The 15,825-nt window shown below is 50.9% G+C and carries 17 protein-coding genes, 1 tRNA gene and 2 pseudogenes; 7 read left to right on the top strand and 13 right to left on the bottom strand.

Translation table 11 applies throughout. The features are described 5' to 3' along the window. Positions 1 to 73 precede the first annotated feature (73 nt). Positions 74 to 565 carry a low molecular weight phosphotyrosine protein phosphatase gene (locus IGR76_18940; GenBank protein ID MBF2080529.1) on the bottom strand — a complete coding sequence of 164 codons (492 nt, stop codon included), beginning with the start codon at positions 563 to 565 and terminating at the stop codon, positions 74 to 76. Between the two features lie 49 nt (positions 566 to 614). Between IGR76_18940 and IGR76_18935 the strand changes: the two genes are divergently transcribed. After that, positions 615 to 687 (top strand) — tRNA-Arg (locus tag IGR76_18935). 4 nt (positions 688 to 691) lie between these two features. Here IGR76_18935 and gmk read toward each other — a convergent pair. From gmk to IGR76_18920, 3 genes and pseudogenes are all read right to left on the bottom strand, one after another. Next, positions 692 to 1,276: a guanylate kinase gene (gene gmk / locus IGR76_18930; protein MBF2080528.1), complete on the bottom strand. Its 585-nt coding sequence runs from the start codon at positions 1,274 to 1,276 to the stop codon at positions 692 to 694. A 428-nt stretch (positions 1,277 to 1,704) separates the two neighbouring features. After that, positions 1,705 to 1,959 carry a DUF370 domain-containing protein gene (locus IGR76_18925; protein ID MBF2080527.1) on the bottom strand — a complete coding sequence of 85 codons (255 nt, stop codon included), beginning with the start codon at positions 1,957 to 1,959 and terminating at the stop codon, positions 1,705 to 1,707. A 201-nt stretch (positions 1,960 to 2,160) separates the two neighbouring features. Next, positions 2,161 to 2,337, bottom strand: a pseudogene (locus tag IGR76_18920) (DUF370 domain-containing protein). Between the two features lie 320 nt (positions 2,338 to 2,657). Here IGR76_18920 and IGR76_18915 point away from each other — a divergent pair. Beyond that, positions 2,658 to 4,409 (top strand): NFACT family protein, encoded by a 1,752-nt coding sequence (locus IGR76_18915; protein MBF2080526.1) that lies wholly within the window; start codon positions 2,658 to 2,660, stop codon positions 4,407 to 4,409. Between the two features lie 307 nt (positions 4,410 to 4,716). Here IGR76_18915 and IGR76_18910 read toward each other — a convergent pair whose 3' ends face one another. Together IGR76_18910 and IGR76_18905 are read right to left on the bottom strand one after the other, a co-directional pair. Continuing rightward, positions 4,717 to 4,842, bottom strand: a complete 126-nt coding sequence (locus IGR76_18910; protein ID MBF2080525.1) for a photosystem I reaction center subunit IX — start codon at positions 4,840 to 4,842, stop codon at positions 4,717 to 4,719. Between the two features lie 48 nt (positions 4,843 to 4,890). Continuing rightward, complete coding sequence (locus tag IGR76_18905; GenBank protein ID MBF2080524.1) at positions 4,891 to 5,376, bottom strand: Photosystem I reaction center subunit III; 486 nt, start codon at positions 5,374 to 5,376, stop codon at positions 4,891 to 4,893. Between the two features lie 330 nt (positions 5,377 to 5,706). Between IGR76_18905 and tsaD the strand changes: the two genes are divergently transcribed. Then, positions 5,707 to 6,759, top strand: a complete 1,053-nt coding sequence (gene tsaD / locus IGR76_18900; protein ID MBF2080523.1) for a tRNA (adenosine(37)-N6)-threonylcarbamoyltransferase complex transferase subunit TsaD — start codon at positions 5,707 to 5,709, stop codon at positions 6,757 to 6,759. A 23-nt stretch (positions 6,760 to 6,782) separates the two neighbouring features. On the opposite strand, the gene IGR76_18895 is transcribed toward tsaD, so the two are convergent. Continuing rightward, entirely contained in the window at positions 6,783 to 8,339 is a 1,557-nt protein-coding gene (locus IGR76_18895; protein ID MBF2080522.1) for a sensor domain-containing diguanylate cyclase, read from the bottom strand. A 152-nt stretch (positions 8,340 to 8,491) separates the two neighbouring features. Next, positions 8,492 to 9,739 carry an MFS transporter gene (locus IGR76_18890; protein ID MBF2080521.1) on the bottom strand — a complete coding sequence of 416 codons (1,248 nt, stop codon included), beginning with the start codon at positions 9,737 to 9,739 and terminating at the stop codon, positions 8,492 to 8,494. Positions 9,740 to 9,955: 216 nt separating this feature from the next. On the opposite strand from IGR76_18890, the gene IGR76_18885 reads away from it, so the two are divergent. Together IGR76_18885 and IGR76_18880 are read left to right on the top strand one after the other, a co-directional pair. Then, positions 9,956 to 10,423 (top strand): hypothetical protein, encoded by a 468-nt coding sequence (locus IGR76_18885; GenBank protein MBF2080520.1) that lies wholly within the window; start codon positions 9,956 to 9,958, stop codon positions 10,421 to 10,423. 20 nt (positions 10,424 to 10,443) lie between these two features. Continuing rightward, positions 10,444 to 10,982: pseudogene (locus IGR76_18880) on the top strand (DUF1349 domain-containing protein). 22 nt (positions 10,983 to 11,004) lie between these two features. On the opposite strand, the gene IGR76_18875 reads toward IGR76_18880, so the two are convergent. The 5 genes from IGR76_18875 to IGR76_18855 form a co-directional block, all read right to left on the bottom strand. Further along, entirely contained in the window at positions 11,005 to 11,364 is a 360-nt protein-coding gene (locus IGR76_18875; protein ID MBF2080519.1) for a VOC family protein, read from the bottom strand. Positions 11,365 to 11,764: 400 nt separating this feature from the next. Further along, positions 11,765 to 12,049 (bottom strand): DUF1816 domain-containing protein, encoded by a 285-nt coding sequence (locus IGR76_18870; GenBank protein ID MBF2080518.1) that lies wholly within the window; start codon positions 12,047 to 12,049, stop codon positions 11,765 to 11,767. A gap of 57 nt (positions 12,050 to 12,106) precedes the next feature. Beyond that, positions 12,107 to 13,252, bottom strand: a complete 1,146-nt coding sequence (rlmB, locus tag IGR76_18865; protein MBF2080517.1) for a 23S rRNA (guanosine(2251)-2'-O)-methyltransferase RlmB — start codon at positions 13,250 to 13,252, stop codon at positions 12,107 to 12,109. Positions 13,253 to 13,274: 22 nt separating this feature from the next. Further along, positions 13,275 to 13,748, bottom strand: coding sequence for a ribonuclease III (locus tag IGR76_18860; GenBank protein ID MBF2080516.1), 474 nt, complete (start codon positions 13,746 to 13,748; stop codon positions 13,275 to 13,277). A 102-nt stretch (positions 13,749 to 13,850) separates the two neighbouring features. Next, on the bottom strand, positions 13,851 to 14,222 hold the full coding sequence (locus IGR76_18855) for an STAS domain-containing protein (protein ID MBF2080515.1): 372 nt from the start codon (positions 14,220 to 14,222) through the stop codon (positions 13,851 to 13,853). Between the two features lie 449 nt (positions 14,223 to 14,671). Here IGR76_18855 and IGR76_18850 point away from each other — a divergent pair, with 449 nt between their 5' ends. Both IGR76_18850 and IGR76_18845 read left to right on the top strand, forming a co-directional pair. Continuing rightward, positions 14,672 to 15,157 carry an allophycocyanin gene (locus IGR76_18850; GenBank protein ID MBF2080514.1) on the top strand — a complete coding sequence of 162 codons (486 nt, stop codon included), beginning with the start codon at positions 14,672 to 14,674 and terminating at the stop codon, positions 15,155 to 15,157. A gap of 221 nt (positions 15,158 to 15,378) precedes the next feature. Beyond that, on the top strand, positions 15,379 to 15,825 hold a 447-nt coding region (locus tag IGR76_18845), incomplete at its 3' end, for a hypothetical protein (protein MBF2080513.1).

Raw genomic sequence — 15,825 nt, 5'->3', positions numbered from 1 at the left:
TGGGGCGTCTTCGCCGCCCCACCAAAATGTCCTAACCGATATGGCTAGCGCTATAGCTTGATGGGGGCTACCGCTAATCGGGATTGGCGATCGCCGTTTCCTGCAAAATTGCCTCTAGCAGTCCTTCGCAGGCGTCTAGCAGCAGGTCAATGACATAGTTAAAGCCCTCTGCCCCTCCGTAGTAGGGATCTGGCACTTCACGATCAGGATAGGTACGGCAGAACTCGCACATCATCTTCACTTTTTTGTGATGGCGTCCTTCTGGATCGAGGGATAGGATATCAATGTAATTCTCTCGATCCATCGCCAGAATCAGGTCAAACTCCTCGAAATCTTGAGGCTTGAATTGCCGCGCGGCACCCCGCAGGATAATGCCACGCTGGCGAGCCGCCGCCGTCATGCGCCGATCGGGAGGGCTGCCAATGTGATAGCTAGATGTGCCTGCCGAATCACAGAGAATCGCATCGTCAAGCTGCCGTTGAACCAAAAGATGATTCATGATGTTTTCAGCAGAGGGCGATCGGCAAATGTTGCCGAGGCACACAAAAAGCAATTGATAGGCCATAACCTAATTTCGGATAGGAGTGGATGTGTTATACTCGCAAGTTAGATAAGGGCATGTAGCTCAGGGGATAGAGCATCAGATTCCGGTTCTGAGTGTCGGGGGTTCGAATCCCTCCATGCTCGTTACTTATCCAACGACACAAAATTCAACGGTGGGCGATTCTGCGAACAGGGCGTCTTCAATTTGGTGAAGCGCGGCATCCAGATCATCGTTTACCACTTGGAGATCAAATTCATCGGCTGCTGCAATTTCGGAGGCTGCCCGCTTCAGCCGTCGAGCGATCGCCTCTTCCGAATCATGACCGCGATCGCGTACGCGCCGTTCGAGTTCGTCTAGGGACGGTGGTAAGAGGAAAATCTGGAAAGCGTCGGGGAAATTCGCACGAATCTGGCGCGCACCCAATAGCTCAATTTCCAGAATGACCCAATCCCCCCGCTGAATGTGTTGTTCTACTGCCTTACGGGGGGTGCCGTAGTAGTTCCCTGCAAACTCGGCCCACTCTAGGAGCTCACCACGGGTAATCATCTGGTCAAACTCATGGCGCTCAATAAAAAAGTAGTGCTGTCCGTTGATCTCACCTGGGCGGGGCGATCGCGTCGTTACCGAGATGGAGAGAAACAGCTCAGGATGGCGTTGGAGAAGTAGCTTGAGGAGGGTTCCCTTACCCACGCCACTCGGCCCTGTGAGTACGATGAGTTTTCCAGATTTCATACTTGGTTTCATCCTAGTCGTGTTGCTTTGGCGTAACCCTTACCCTAAATAGAAAAACAATCGGCTAGGGGCTCCTGAACCGATCCCCATGCCGTTTGACGACGGGCAATGGCTACAATATAGTCCATCTTCGGATATAGAGGATTGCGATAGCAAGATTTGGGGATCATTACTTTTGTCCCCAAGTCTCAATATGCATTCCACTTTTTCAAACTATAGCGCTGGTTTAAAATCTGGCGACAAATCAAGGGGCGATCGCCGCCTCTAGGTATCACGAGTGGGATTGGGATCGGACAACGATCGGTGTCGAAACCAAATTAGGGCGATCGCCAGTTTTGGAATATTGGCGATCGCTCACCCTGGTCGCGACGAATACAGCATTGATCGATTGATGCCAATCGCGGAAGATTTCAACCGAATCGGAAACCTCAACTGGACTCTTTCTGACTCACAAAGCGGTGGGCGACTGTTTCCGGTTGGATAGCCGATAAGATAATGTGCCCCACGTCTGTTACAATCACAGCCCGAGTTCGGCGACCATAGGTTGCGTCAACTAATTGTCCCCGCTCGCGCGCGTCGCTAATGATGCGCTTAATGGGTGCAGACTCTGGACTAACAATGGCAACAACACGGTTGGCGCAGACAATATTGCCAAATCCAATGTTGATCAACTTAATATCCATAACAGCAAGCGGCTCAGCCGAAGAAAGACGAGATTGGCGGTTGAGTGGCTTAAGCACAGAACGATTGGAGAGGGTATCTGGCTGGATGGCAGACAAAATAACCTTCCGCTCTTCTCCAGTGCTGAGTGCCTTTGGTGACCGTGAAAATGGAGTGATGGTAGGCGAGGTAAAAGATGTCCAATCAGAGACAGGAGGGTACGGATCCGTAATAATGACAGATCGAACTATCCGTCCTTCACTGGTATCGTTCAATTGCTGCCGATCGCGAGCATCGGCAATTACACGCTTAATTGCCGCAGAGTCCGGACTCATGATGGCAATGATATCTCGGGCGACAATGGTGTAGTTGAATCCAATATCAATGAGTTGGGCGTGCATGAATCCTCAGAGCGTATCGCGCATGAGTGCAATGAATGCAGAATGCACCGACTCTCCTTAACTTTGTAGGTTACCCATTCAAATCAGAGCGACTCTAACCTAACCAGGTAACGTCTCCATTCTGAAAAAACTCGGTGTTTTAACTGATAGTTCAGTGATAACTCGCATAATACGCATGTTAGCAACTTCTAACGTGACGAAGATAACTTGATACTACAAGTTAAACCCTACACAAGGTTATACGCTATTACGTGCCGCTTGTGCGTACTTTGACCCTAAAATCCTATCGTTTCCTGTGCAGAGATTGCGCTTAAGATGCCATGCAACCTGTTGACCTGACGACCTTAACAGCGATTTGTAGTGAGTTACGCCGAGATTGGGTTCCGGCACGATTAGAACAGGTCTATCAACGCGATCGCTTTTGTGTAGCTTTAAATCTCCGTACGTTGGATCGACGGGGATGGTTAGATCTCTGCTGGCATCCTCAGGCCGCTCATTTGAGCATGGGTGAACCACCTCCCCGGATACCGGATACGTTTACCTTTAGTCAGCAGCTAAAGCATCAGTTAGGTGGGTTGACATTAACGGCGATCGCCCCTCTTGATCCGTGGGAACGGGTGTTAAATGTTCAGTTTGCGAAGCGACCGGGTGATCCTGTGCTTTGGCATCTGTACGTTGAAATTATGGGGCAGTATAGCAATGTGATTTTGGCAAATGCTGACAATCTCGTCATTACAGCAGCCCATCAGGTTAATGCCAAACAGTCGAGCGTGCGCCAAATTCAAACGGGACAACCCTACGAACGCCCTCCATCGTTGACGGATGCTCGGCCGAGTTTGGAAGAGTCCTTTGAAACATGGCGCGATCGCATCAGCCTTGTACCGGGATCGCTCCGCCGCAACCTCTTGAATAGCTATCGTGGACTCAGTTCCAACCTAGTGCAATCCATGATTCAGGCGGCGGAATTGGACGTTAATCAACCTACTTCAAGCTTAACCGATGCAGAGTGGAATGGACTGTTCACTCAATGGCAATTCTGGTTAAAAATGCTGAAAGATGAGCGATTTTATCCCGGTTGGACGAAGACGGGGTACACCGTGATGGGATGGATGATGACTCAACCGGTGGAGTCGGTACAAACGCTCGTGCATCAGTACTACTTCCACCAACGCAACCAGCAAGTTTTTACCCAACTGCGTCACCAAATCAGCCAAAAAGTAGCCGCCGCCCTCAAGAAGCTAGAGACCAAGAAGCAAGACTTTGAACGTCGCCTCCAGCAGTCTGGCGATGCAGACCAGTACCGCGAACAGGCCGATTTACTGATGGCCTATGTCCATGAATGGACGCCCGGAATGACCCAAATTTCCCTACCGGATTTTGAGACCGGAGAACAGGTGCAAATCAAGCTTCATCCTGACAAAACCGGAGTTCAGAATGCACAAATCTTGTACAAACGTCACCAAAAGTTACGGCGATCGCGCGATGCTATTCAACCACTCCTAGCCGATGTGATGGCGGAGATTGAATACTTACAGCAGGTTGAGGTGGCGATCGCCCAACTGGATCACTACCAGACCCCGGAGGATTTAGAGTCCCTGGCGGATATCCGTAGTGAACTGATTCAGCAGGGCTACGTAACGGATGCGGACTATCGACCGGGGCAGTCCTCGACCGATCCATCTGTCAATTTTCTTCACTACACCACCCCAAATGGTTTAGACGTGCTGATTGGTCGCAACAACCGCCAAAACGACCACCTCACCTTCCGGGTCGCCACAGACTATGATCTTTGGTTCCATACCCAGGAAATACCAGGGAGCCACCTCTTGCTGCGTCTAGAGCCGGGGATGGTGCCAGATGAGGCCGATCTAAAATTTACGGCGAATTTGGCCGCCTACTATAGCCGTGCCCGCCAGAGTGATGGGGTTCCGGTCATTTACACGGCTCCCAAACATGTGTACAAGCCGAAAGGGGCGAAACCCGGCATTGCTATCTATAAGCATGAGCACGTGATTTGGGGAAATCCTCAAGACGCGGCTCAATGCATGGAACAGTCTATATCAAATTCTTAATGCTGTCTTTGGCTACCCATGCCTGACAGACATAATGCTGGAATTGCTGATGGCATAACGCTAACTCAACACTGAAAACTCAAAATTGGGATCATGCCGTTGTCGTCCAGCGCACTGAATCCCTCATCAATACTGAGGAGGTGATCCCCGCAAGAACGTTCTCAATACCTGAGCAACACCTCAAGGGACTCACCTCCTGATCAAAAAGACCGGATACCCTTTGGAAATGGCTATTCCTTGCTCAGCAAAGATAGCGATGTCCCAACGGGTCAGTCGTATGTCCTACATTCCTAGTCCTAGATGCAACCTAGAAAGGAGTGAATAGCATGTCCGGCATAAAACGATTGAATTCAATCAAAATGCCAGCCGTGATAAACATCCAAATGGTCGCCAGGACAGGCGCGGTCGAGAGATACTTTAGAAAGTACTGCATGTCGTGATCTCCAGAAGGTTTAAGAACTCAGACGTTGAACGGATGCGTTTAGCGAGGAGATACCGTAATTTCGGGATCTTTTACTGTGAGCGCACCGCTGCTGAACTCTCCGAAGGCTGCTAGAGGCCAAGCAAATCCGGTCAGCATCACCTTGAGTGCCATCGGCACATCGATGATGATTTCTTTTTCCTCTGCGTTTCCACTCTTGCGAGCTTCAATGAGGTAGGCACGTCCGACCCAGCCAATCCAGCCCGCAATATACAGGAACATCAAACTTGGGATCAGGAACTCGCTAGCATGGGACCAGCGACCGTCTACAATCAAGTGGGGAAGCCCATCAGAACCGCAGAGAAGGCCAGCATCTGCATACTTTTCAAAGCGAGCTTTAGCAGCGGGAGTTGCTGCATTTTTAGCGCGCTGAACAAAAGCAGCCGAATCTTTACAAGGTGTCAAACCTGCGACATCCGCAGATGCCGGAGGTGCAAAGCTGAACCAGAGAAAACCAACTAGCAGCAGAGCAAACAATCGTTTCATGGAATTGTTTCCCTTTATTACGAAAAACAAAGTTTTTTGTACAAAAATTAAGCTGTTTGTACAAATGATTTAAGTCATCAGAGCAATCATACTCTCCTGGGTAATCCCAGTAAAGTTTGACCTGTTCATGAAGAGGATAAGCACCCTATGCGATTCCTGAAATTGGATTAACTTTATCGAGCGATCGCCCTCTGTTTATGTCTTTAGGTATCATTTTATTAATAACTATTGACATTTGATGTTCACCCAACTTCATTGCGATTCGATGCTTGAATCCTCGCATTCAAAACAATTTACTGACTCCAAACTTACCTGATCTGTGTCAAATTTATGGCGATTGTTTTAGCAATTGAAACAAGTTGTGATGAAACGGCGGTGGCGATCGCGCGCGATCGCCAAGTGCTCAGCAGTATGGTTTCGTCGCAAATTCAGCTTCATCAGCCCTATGGGGGTGTGGTGCCGGAGCTAGCCTCTCGTCAGCACTTGGAAGGCATTAACTGGGCGATCGCCCAAGCGCTAGAAGAGTCACAGCTTTCCTGGGAGGCCATTGATGGCGTAGCGGCAACCGTCGCCCCTGGGTTAGTCGGTGCATTGCTGGTCGGGGCTACGGCGGCTAAAACCTTGGCGATGCTTCACCAAAAGCCGTTTGTGGGGGTGCATCATCTGGAAGGTCACATCTATGCGTCCTACCTGACCGATCCGGAGTTGCAACCTCCGTTTCTGTGTCTGCTTGTATCTGGCGGCCACACCAGCTTTATTTACGTGAAAGCCTGCGGTCTTTATCAAACTCTAGGACAAACGCGCGATGATGCGGCGGGAGAAGCCTTTGACAAGGTGGCGCGTTTGCTCCAGTTGGGGTATCCCGGCGGTCCAGTGATTGACAAACTGGCGGCAACAGGTGACCCGACCGCATTTCCGCTCCCTGAAGGACGAATTTCGCTGCCAGGGGGCGGCTTTCATCCCTACGATTGCAGCTTTAGCGGGTTGAAGACAGCGGTACTGCGCTTGACTCAGAAACTTCAGGCGGAATCTGACGACTTGCCCCTTGCGGATCTGGCGGCCAGTTTCCAAGCAACCGTGGCACAGTCTCTAACCAAGCGGGCGATTGCCTGTGCGGTGGATTATGGGCTAACGACGATTGCTGTGGGGGGGGGGGTCGCGGCCAATCGAGGCTTGCGGCACCAGTTAGAGCTTGCGGCTCAGCCCTATGATATTCGCGTCCTCTTTCCTCCCATGCGCTACTGCACCGACAATGCCGCCATGATTGCTTGCGCGGCGGCTGAACATCTAAACCGAGGGGTGCGATCGCCCTTGTCCCTGGGGGTGCGATCGCGAATGCGCTTAGAAGATGTGGGGGAACTTTACCAGGCTATGAACCTCTAGGTTTGATGCGACATTTCCCGAGGTTATTGGCCAACGACTTGATTTCGGCCTTGACGTTTGGCTTGTTCCACTGCCGATTCGGCACGGTGAAGCAGGCTCCAGGCATCTGGATCGTGGTCGGGAAGCAGTTGGGCAACTCCGAAACTCGCTGTAATGGAAACCTCTCCAAAGGCGGTTCGGAGCGGTGGTTTCCCAATCACCCAGCGTAGTCGCTCAGCCACCCGAATAGCAGCGTCCTTTGGGGTATCGCCTAATAGGATGGCAAATTCTTCGCCGCCATAGCGATAAACCTTTGTGCCGTGGCGGAGCTGCGATCGCAGACGCTGGGCAACATCCCTCAAAACCTGATCGCCCACGCTGTATCCATAGGTATCGTTCACCAGCTTGAAGTAGTCTAGATTACACAGAACCAGACTGGTCTCTGTTGATCCCCATTCGGGCTGGGTGGGAAGTTGCTTGAGCGTTTGTTCTAAGACGGCTCGCGTTTCGCATCCGGTCAGCGGATCACCTTGGAGATCCGTCTGTCTCCAAGAGCCAACGAGCGGTTCCACCGGGTGATACAACCCAGCTACGGCGATCGCCAGTTGCTCAACCGCTTGGCGCAAAATTTGCAATTCATCGACGCGATACGGTTGGCGTGGAACAGAGGCAAGCAACCCCACGATCCCTAGAAACTGTCCGCGAATGTGAATCGGCAGTAGCACGCCTGAACGACAGCCTTGACTGACCAACCACTGCTGTAAATCCTCTGCAACCGTTTCTCCTTCAGGGGCATACACCTCTAGATGGGATGCGGCTCCTTCCTCGAATAGCTCAATCGTTTCTTGCCAGAGGCTGCTTTCATAGCCTTCAGCGGATTGGACGGGAGGCCGGAACACTTCGTCCATGTTCCACGTGGCGAGAGATCCGAGGATGCGATCGCGACGACGCAGCATAAATCCGCGATCGCTCCCAATACTGAATCCCCAGTCGTTCAGGAGTTGGGTTACCTGGGTATCCAACGGCAGGTTTGAATTGAGGAGATAGGCGGTGCGACTGAGCAGCGAAATCTGCTGGCGAGCCTGATCGGTCTGCTGCCGTGCTAGAAAAAGGTTGTAAGCGAGATTCACTTGACGAACAACGATTTCCAGCGATTCCAGCTCATCCGCACTCCACCCATACACGGCATTCCGGGATTGATCGGCGGTCAGTACCACCGAGGGGGATGAGTCGGATTCAGCGGCGGGGATCGATCGGCGGCGAAGCTGAAGCGCTATGCCTTGGGTTTGGCGATCCTGGTTGGGCGAGGCTGGCTGCATGGGATGCAGGAGGGGAAGCACCAAGTCGCCATTGGGACGCTGGAAACGTTGCAGCGGAAAGCCTTCATCCCATGACCAACCTGGATCACCGAGCGATGAATCACGATGGCTGCGGTAAACCCGAAGGGTGCTGGGATCGTCAATCCCAATCCATAACCATCCCTCCGCATCATAGGTGGCGGCAATTTGGGCGATCGCCTGTTGGCAAAAATCGTCGGGTGACTGACTGGTAATCAGCGCAGATTGAATCCAAGGATAAATTGCGTTCCAGCTTGAAGGCATAGACAGTCCCCCATATCTCAACCGTCACATCTCAACCACTGTCGCGGTTGCCATAAAACTAGAATTCCCAATCTGTTAACGTCACCGCACATCGCGAACGTTAGCCCTATCCTAGCGAGAGAGAACCGGAAAGCCGTCAGCTTAAAAATTGTTCAACTCTGTTCAGTTGCCTTGATGCGCCGATCCAGAACTAGGAGGATGGCGATCGCCCCTAAAACGCTCAGAGCAGACCCAATCCAAAAGCTGTCCACCACCCAAGGGGCTTGATCGAGTGCCCATCCGCCCAAGGACGGCCCTAGCATATATCCCACCGCCCAGCAGAGGGAATTAATGGATAAATACACGCCCCGCTGGTCGTTGGGTGCTAAATCGACCACTAAGGCAGACGCAACCGGGGTATAGGCAACCGTGGCGATCGCCATCACCGCTAAGGCAAGTAGCGCCCACAGTAAAGCCGCGTTAACGGCTGTACCCGTGACCCAAATCAAGCTAAAGCCAATGCCCCAGAATAGAGCCGAGGCTATCAACGCTTGCACTGGGCGAAATCGATTGAGGAAGCGGGCGACTGGAAGCTGGCACATTGCTGTTAACACCACATGCCAGGTGAATAGAAGGCTCAGGATCGCTTCTGGGAAACCCGTTTGTTCCCTATAGGTGACCGTTTGGGTAAAGTACACGGGCATGGTGCTTTGAATCTGGGCGAGATAGCTGGTGAACAGCATATTGACGACGACATAAATTAACAACGTGCGATCGCGAAGCGCTGGCCCCCATCCCCCAAAGAAGGACGCTGGGGAACCGTCTGATTTCTGCAAGGTTTCGGCGATTGCGACATAAATGATGCCAAGAAAAATCACGTAGGATAGGCCATCCAGCACAAACAGCAGACGATACATCCCCGTGAGGCTAATCAGCAATCCCCCCAGGATCACCCCTGAACTGAGGCCGATACTATCGGCGAGGCGCACGAGGGCGAAGGCTTCATTCCGCTGTTCAGGGAGAGTGAGATCCGCAACTACCGATTCGGTTGCAGGCCAATACAGACCAATCCCAAGCCCCATCAGCCAATTACCGATTAGAAACAGCGAAAAATCGCTCGAAATTGCTAAGGCAACATCGGCGATCGCAGAAATGACCGCTGATAGCAAAAGTGTAAATCGCCGCCCCCATCGAGGAGAGTCTGAAAGGGAGCCTCCGAGAATCCGTCCGAAAATGCCCGCAATTGATCCGCTACCAATGCCAATGCCAACCAGGGTTGCCGGGAGCCCTACCTGATTCACAAAGAAAATAGGGGCATAGAACAGCACAAAGCCATTGCCAATCTGCGATAGCAGCCGCCCTGCCGATAACACCCAAACCCGTCGATCTAGCTTAGGCAACCACGCGCTCAACCGTTTCATTCCAACGCTCTAATCCACCGAATTGCTTGAGTCAAAAAGCGGGTATCCCTCTACCCTGGAGGTAGGTAGATGCTGTGGGGTTTCGTGAAACATGAAGCCTGCCGCCATTAAGATTGCAAAAAACGATTCTTCAAGAAACCTTAGTGCGACATAACACCAAAACGAGTTCAGTATCTCCTGCACTGTACCGCATCGCTATCTACACTTCGGAGGATTATGCTGAGATACGGACTTCTAATTCTCCTGGGTATAGGCTTGCCCCTTGCCCTTGTGATCACCCAAACGGGCACCACGCGCTTTCGGTGCGATCGCCTCTCTACTAGTGTTGTCTGTCAACAGGAGCAAACGCTGCTGTATGGGTTGCTCAGTCGTCCTCAGCGCTCGATGCAGGTGTCAAACGTCCGTTTTGAGGAGAAAGTCCGATCCGCGAATGATGGCGATCGCACCTATACGATTTACACCGTTTATCTAAAGACCGATCAAGGCGAAATCCCCTTTGAATCGACCCGTAATCAAGCAACAGCTCAGGAAAGCCTTGCGGCAATGCAAGCCTTGCTGGGGGGAAAGGGCGAGTCACCCCTCACCCAAACCCAAGGCAGTCTAGAACGCACCCTGGCTGCCACCATCATGGCAGTTGCTATGGTCATTGGCGCACTTCTGGTATGGACACGAGCAAACCCCTAGCATCAGGACATTCCCTAACTATGCAATGGCTGAACGAACCTCCCCAATGGTCTCAGGGCGATCGCCAAATTTACATCAAAACCTCGCCTAAAACGGACTTTTGGCGCACAACCCACTACGGTTTTATCCGCGATAGTGGGCATTTTTACTTTGATACGGTCTCTGGAGATTTCGACGTAGAGGTTTACATCCGCAGCTCTTACATTGATCTTTACGACCAGGCCGGACTCATGCTGCGGATTGATGAAAAAACTGGATCAAAACCAGAATTGAGTATGCCGGAGGAGTGCAGTATGTGAGCGCTATCGTTACACAAACGTATTCCGACTGGTCTGTTGCTCCCCTCCACACTCCGCCAGAAAAACTCTATTTGCGCCTAGAGCGACGTCAAGAAGCCATCCACATCTGGTAGAAATCCACACCAGATGATGAGGCCATGCTGCTCAGATTTGCTTACGTTCCAGCTAAACCCGACGTTCAAGTGGGCCTGATGTGCGCCTCTCCCGATGGCAAGGGCTATGATGTTACCTTCGAGGACTATCGCCTGACCGCCACGTGATCCTAGGCTGTGATCACTGGGACTATGCAGTAACTGCCACCGGTTCGTATAAATACTCAAACCAGTTCCCATCGGGATCACGACCGTAAAACGAAGCCGTGCCATCCCGGTGTTCGTGAACATCAGTTACATGAACCCCTTCATCCTTAAGCCGCTGGTAGGCGGACTCTACTTCAGCACGTTCATGAAAAATAAAACCGAAGTGAGGCCCTGCCTGAGCGTAACTGGGACTCAGGAGCGCCAAACCATCTTCACCAGCTTTGAGATAAGCCCAGTCTGGATCTTTCCAAACCAATTCCATACCCAAATTTTGGTAGAATTGCGCTGCGCGATCCAAATCTTCAACACAAATGGCAACATGCCCAATTCGCTTTAAATTCATGGCGTTTGCTCTCTCCTCCCGTACGGAACACTGAACCGATTCCCTACCTATTTAGAACAACGTAAGGAACAGTGAAGACCCAAATACCTCCTCTTTCCACTATAGCGATCGCCCAAGCCAAGACTGAACCAAACGACAGCTTAATGGGAGCAATCGTCAGGGCTATCTATCACACGGGAAAGACTGTGGGCGCAGCTTAACGAGAATGGCGCTCATAGAGGAAACGCGATCGCAGTCCTAAGAACGCCAAGCAGTCTGCGGTGGTATTAGCCTCCCGCAGCAAAGATTCCCATCACTGCAATGGACAGAGCCAAGCCAGGAATAAGCAAAATAATGAGAGTCAGGAGTTCACCAGATTCCATAGAAAGTCCTTCGATTGATACACAACGCTAGAACCATCCTAGCTACTGAACATAGGCGAAACCGTCATTGGAAAGTTTCTATCCACCGCCTCGTCGTAGACCGTTAACTTCTTAGGATCAGGCTTGCACTGTCGAATCTGGACACGAATATTCGTAGCACCTTCACCCTTCAAATCCTCAACGAAGCCAGATTGAGCTGCTTCGGCCTCTTGCTTACTGGCAAAAGGCCCGAAGAAATAGGAACAACGAGGACTATCAGTCGTTACTTCAATCCACCATGCTTTTCCCAGAAGTTCTAACAAACTCAGCCAAATTTCTTTCATAAGCTCGACCAGCCTAGAGGTTTTCAACGAACACTTGCGCTGTCTGTTAAGGAATGTTCAAGCTTTGTTATACTCCGTTGCACTTTTGCTTGTAAAGGTATCGAGATGAACTGTGTTAGACCAACGCTGACGAAATACTTCGTAAAGCACCATACCCGCAGCAACGGAAGCATTCAAACTTTGTGTGCGCCCAGAGAGTGGAATTGAAACGAGCGCGTCGCAATGGCGTTGAGTGAGTAAGGCTAACCCCTCTCCTTCGGAGCCAATCACGAGCACCACCGCTCGATCAAACTTGACCTGATGCACTGGGTTTCCGGCATTGGCAGCAGTGCCATAGATCCAGAAGCCCTCTTCCTTCAATTGTTCCAAGGCTCGACTTAAATTGACAACCCTTGTGACCGGAAAAGTTTCTAAAGCTCCGGCGGCCACTTTGCTCACCGTAGAGGTGATCCCCACGGAGCGTCGCTGCGGAATGATGAGTCCTTGGGCTCCTAGCGCTTCTGCCGTCCGGATAATAGCTCCGAGATTGTGGGGATCAGTAATGCCATCGGCGGCGATCAAAAGCGGCAAATCCTCACTGTTCTTAGCTTTGAGCACCAGTTCCTCAAACTCTAAATACTCGTAGGGTGCAGCTTGAGCCACGACTCCTTGATGGTTTGCGCCTTGGGTGAGTTGGCTTAATCGACGATGATCCACTTCATCAATGACGGCTCCGGCTGCTTTCGCCTGGATCAGCAAAGGATGAAAACGGGGATCATAGCGCAGGCGGGACGTTATCCAGATCCGGTTCAGGGTGCGATCGCCCTCTAAGGCTGCCAAAACGCTGTGCCGTCCGTAGAGGAGATCGGCGTCTGCCTCCGGGCTATCTGTAGGGGCATTAACCGTAGTCTGGGATACGAAAGCCTGACGGGGAGCACGATCGCTAGAAGATGCAAATGTCAGAGAATCCGGATTTTTGGGGGCTGATCCCGGCAGTTTAGACCTGCGCTTGGGTGAGGAAGTGTGCTTGGGTTTGGTAAACTCTCCTGGCGATGGGGATTCAAATTCGTCCTCTCGACCAGGGCGCGATCGCCGATTGGGTTTTCCAGACCCTGGTTTTGCGGACTTATGTCCATCTTTGCGCCGAGGTTTATCAGAAGAACCTGACGTAGACCCTTTAAAGGAAGAACGATTTGAGGACGGCTTATTTTTCTTGGCGGACATGGCTGGCTTCAGACTCCATTCGTTATAAATTGTCCCGACAATGATCCTGGAGCAAGGCATTTGACTCAGAAGTTGCGATTGGAAGACAGCCCAGCAGCTCGGTCAATCGCTCAGGATTTGTAAGGTAGAGATACCCAATCAGGGTTTCAAAACTCGTGGCTTGTTGGTAAATAGTGGGTGAAAGTCGCTTTGGTTTCAGCTTTGTAGCGGCATTGCGACCTCGTTTAACGATACGCTGTTCTTCCTCAGTGAGCTTAGGTTCTAACACCTGGAGGTAATGTGCTTGTTGCTCTGCTCGGACTTGAGCGACCACATTTTGGTGGTACAGCCGACTCTGCTTCGGTGGCATGAGATACCACATGCGAATGTGCAGCTCGTACACGACATCTCCAATATAGGCAAGAGCGGCAGGAGAAATCTGTTGAATTTGAGCCTCCATTAGATCGTCAGTACCTAGAGGAAAGAAAAGCGAGCGGTAGGCCGACAAACTCAGCATGAGAAGGATATTATCCTGAGGGTAACTCAAAAAAAAGAAGGGCAGAGAACTCATGCCCCTTCTCAGTTATTATCTCTCCATAGTCCACGATGGTTATGGATGCTAAGCTGACTTATTCACGTTTTCCAGCGCTACATCAACGGAAGGCTGTAGGGCTAAGAACTTTTCTAGACGAACAAGCTTCACGGTTTGGGTCACTCGAGCATTGGTCACGATTTGCAGAGTTCCACCTGCCGTTTGAACTTTTTTCGCAATTTGCACTAGCGCACCCAGGCCAGAGCTATCGATAAAGTCAATTTGTGACAAATCCAAGACGATATTGTTAGGACTTTCCTCAGCGAACTTTTCCATCACCTTGCGAAACGTGGGTTCGGAAAACGCGTCGAGCAGTCCTGCAAGTCGAAATAGCTGGCAATTCTCCCTGACTTCGCGGGTGCCTCGTAAACTGACGGTCAGGGTCAATGTTTCAGGGATAAGCCGCCTCCTTGCACTTACTAAAGTATGGTTTATTTCGAGCGTCCAGTATAGGTCAGGATGCTGGCGTGTGCAAGATCACAGTTTCAAAGAAATAAAAATCAACATCTGAGAGCCTGTAACTTGCATCCAGACTTAAAGACTATACTGCACTGCGAATATTCTAAGAGCTGTTCCAAGGTGCTGCATGCCTTGGGCTTTTTTAATTTGCGTCAAGCATAACGAGTTTTGGCTCGAAAGCTTTGAGATCTGTGTACTTTGTGGAGGATTTTCAAATAGTTAAGAAATGTAAATTTATTGTCGAAGATTTTAAGAAATGATTTGCTGCTGATCTTCCGGCAGATCCGACGCGATCGCCCTTTCCTTCCGTCCCCTAGAGTCGTTAAACTACGTAATGGTATCTGAGAAAGATATTTTGATCTGAGTTCACTAGAATCACGGCAATAATTATGAGCGTCATTAGCCAAGTCATTCTTAACGCCGACGACGAGCTTCGCTACCCCAGCAGCGGAGAGCTGACGAGCATTAAAGAATTTTTTCAAACAGGTGAGCAGCGGATTCGGATTGCCGAAACCCTTGCTGCAAATGAGAAAAAAATTGTTGATGAGTCCAGCAAACAGTTGTGGCGAAAACGTCCGGATTTCATTTCCCCTGGGGGAAATGCCTATGGCAATCGTGAGCGGGCATTGTGCTTGCGCGATTATGGTTGGTATCTGCGTTTAATCACCTACGGTGTACTTGCGGGCGACAAAGAGCCGATTGAAAAGATTGGCTTGATTGGCGTACGCGAGATGTATAACTCTCTGGGTGTCCCCGTCCCTGGTATGGTTGAAGCGATTCGCTGCTTGAAGGATGCATCCTTGGCACTGCTGAGTGCTGATGATGCTGCTGAGGCTGCGCCCTATTTTGATTTCATCATCCAGGCAATGTCCTAGCTCAAGCTTGCTTGCCCAATCTATGAATTTCAGGCTCGGTTCTCTGAACGAAGGCTTGGTTCACCGATTCATTTCCCATTGTTGCTCTGTGTAGCCTGTTCCATTGAGTTGAGGAGTAGACACAGCGGTGGCAGTGGGAAACCTTTTGGAGTTTAGAACATTTGTACCGCTTGAACGTTGTCTGAACTGGCGAAGGCTATATACTAGCGGTAGCGTTGCCTATGATGAAAATGCGCTTAGGAAAAGTTGTCAAATCCAACTCTCACTGTGACTACATCGTTGAGCTAGATGATCAGTTTGCGGTGGATTCGCCGCCGCAGGCAACGGACTATGGCTTTGGCTCGTTTGTAAAGCTGGAAGGTGAAGATGGGCGACACTGGGCGGTGGGGCTCATCTACAACACCCAGCTTTTTAACCCGATGTTTCTCAGTAATGGCCCGCGACTGTCGAGCGATCCTGACCCGTTATTTACGCCGGATCTCATTAATGAAACGCGAACCTTGTTGGGTGCCGTACTGATTGGCACGTTAGAGGGAACGGCCGATCACCCCTATGGCGTGCATGGCATTCCGCGAGCGGTGGTTCCGGTCAACACTTCGGTTTCAACGATGACCCAGGCAGAAATTCATCGCTTTCACATCAGCGCAGAGGATCGCCCCCAGTTTTGC

Source organism: Synechococcales cyanobacterium T60_A2020_003 (genome assembly GCA_015272205.1).
Lineage (GTDB): Bacteria > Cyanobacteriota > Cyanobacteriia > RECH01 > RECH01 > JACYMB01.
Note: the sequence above shows the minus strand (reverse complement) of the source record. Positions and strands in the feature narration are given on the sequence as shown.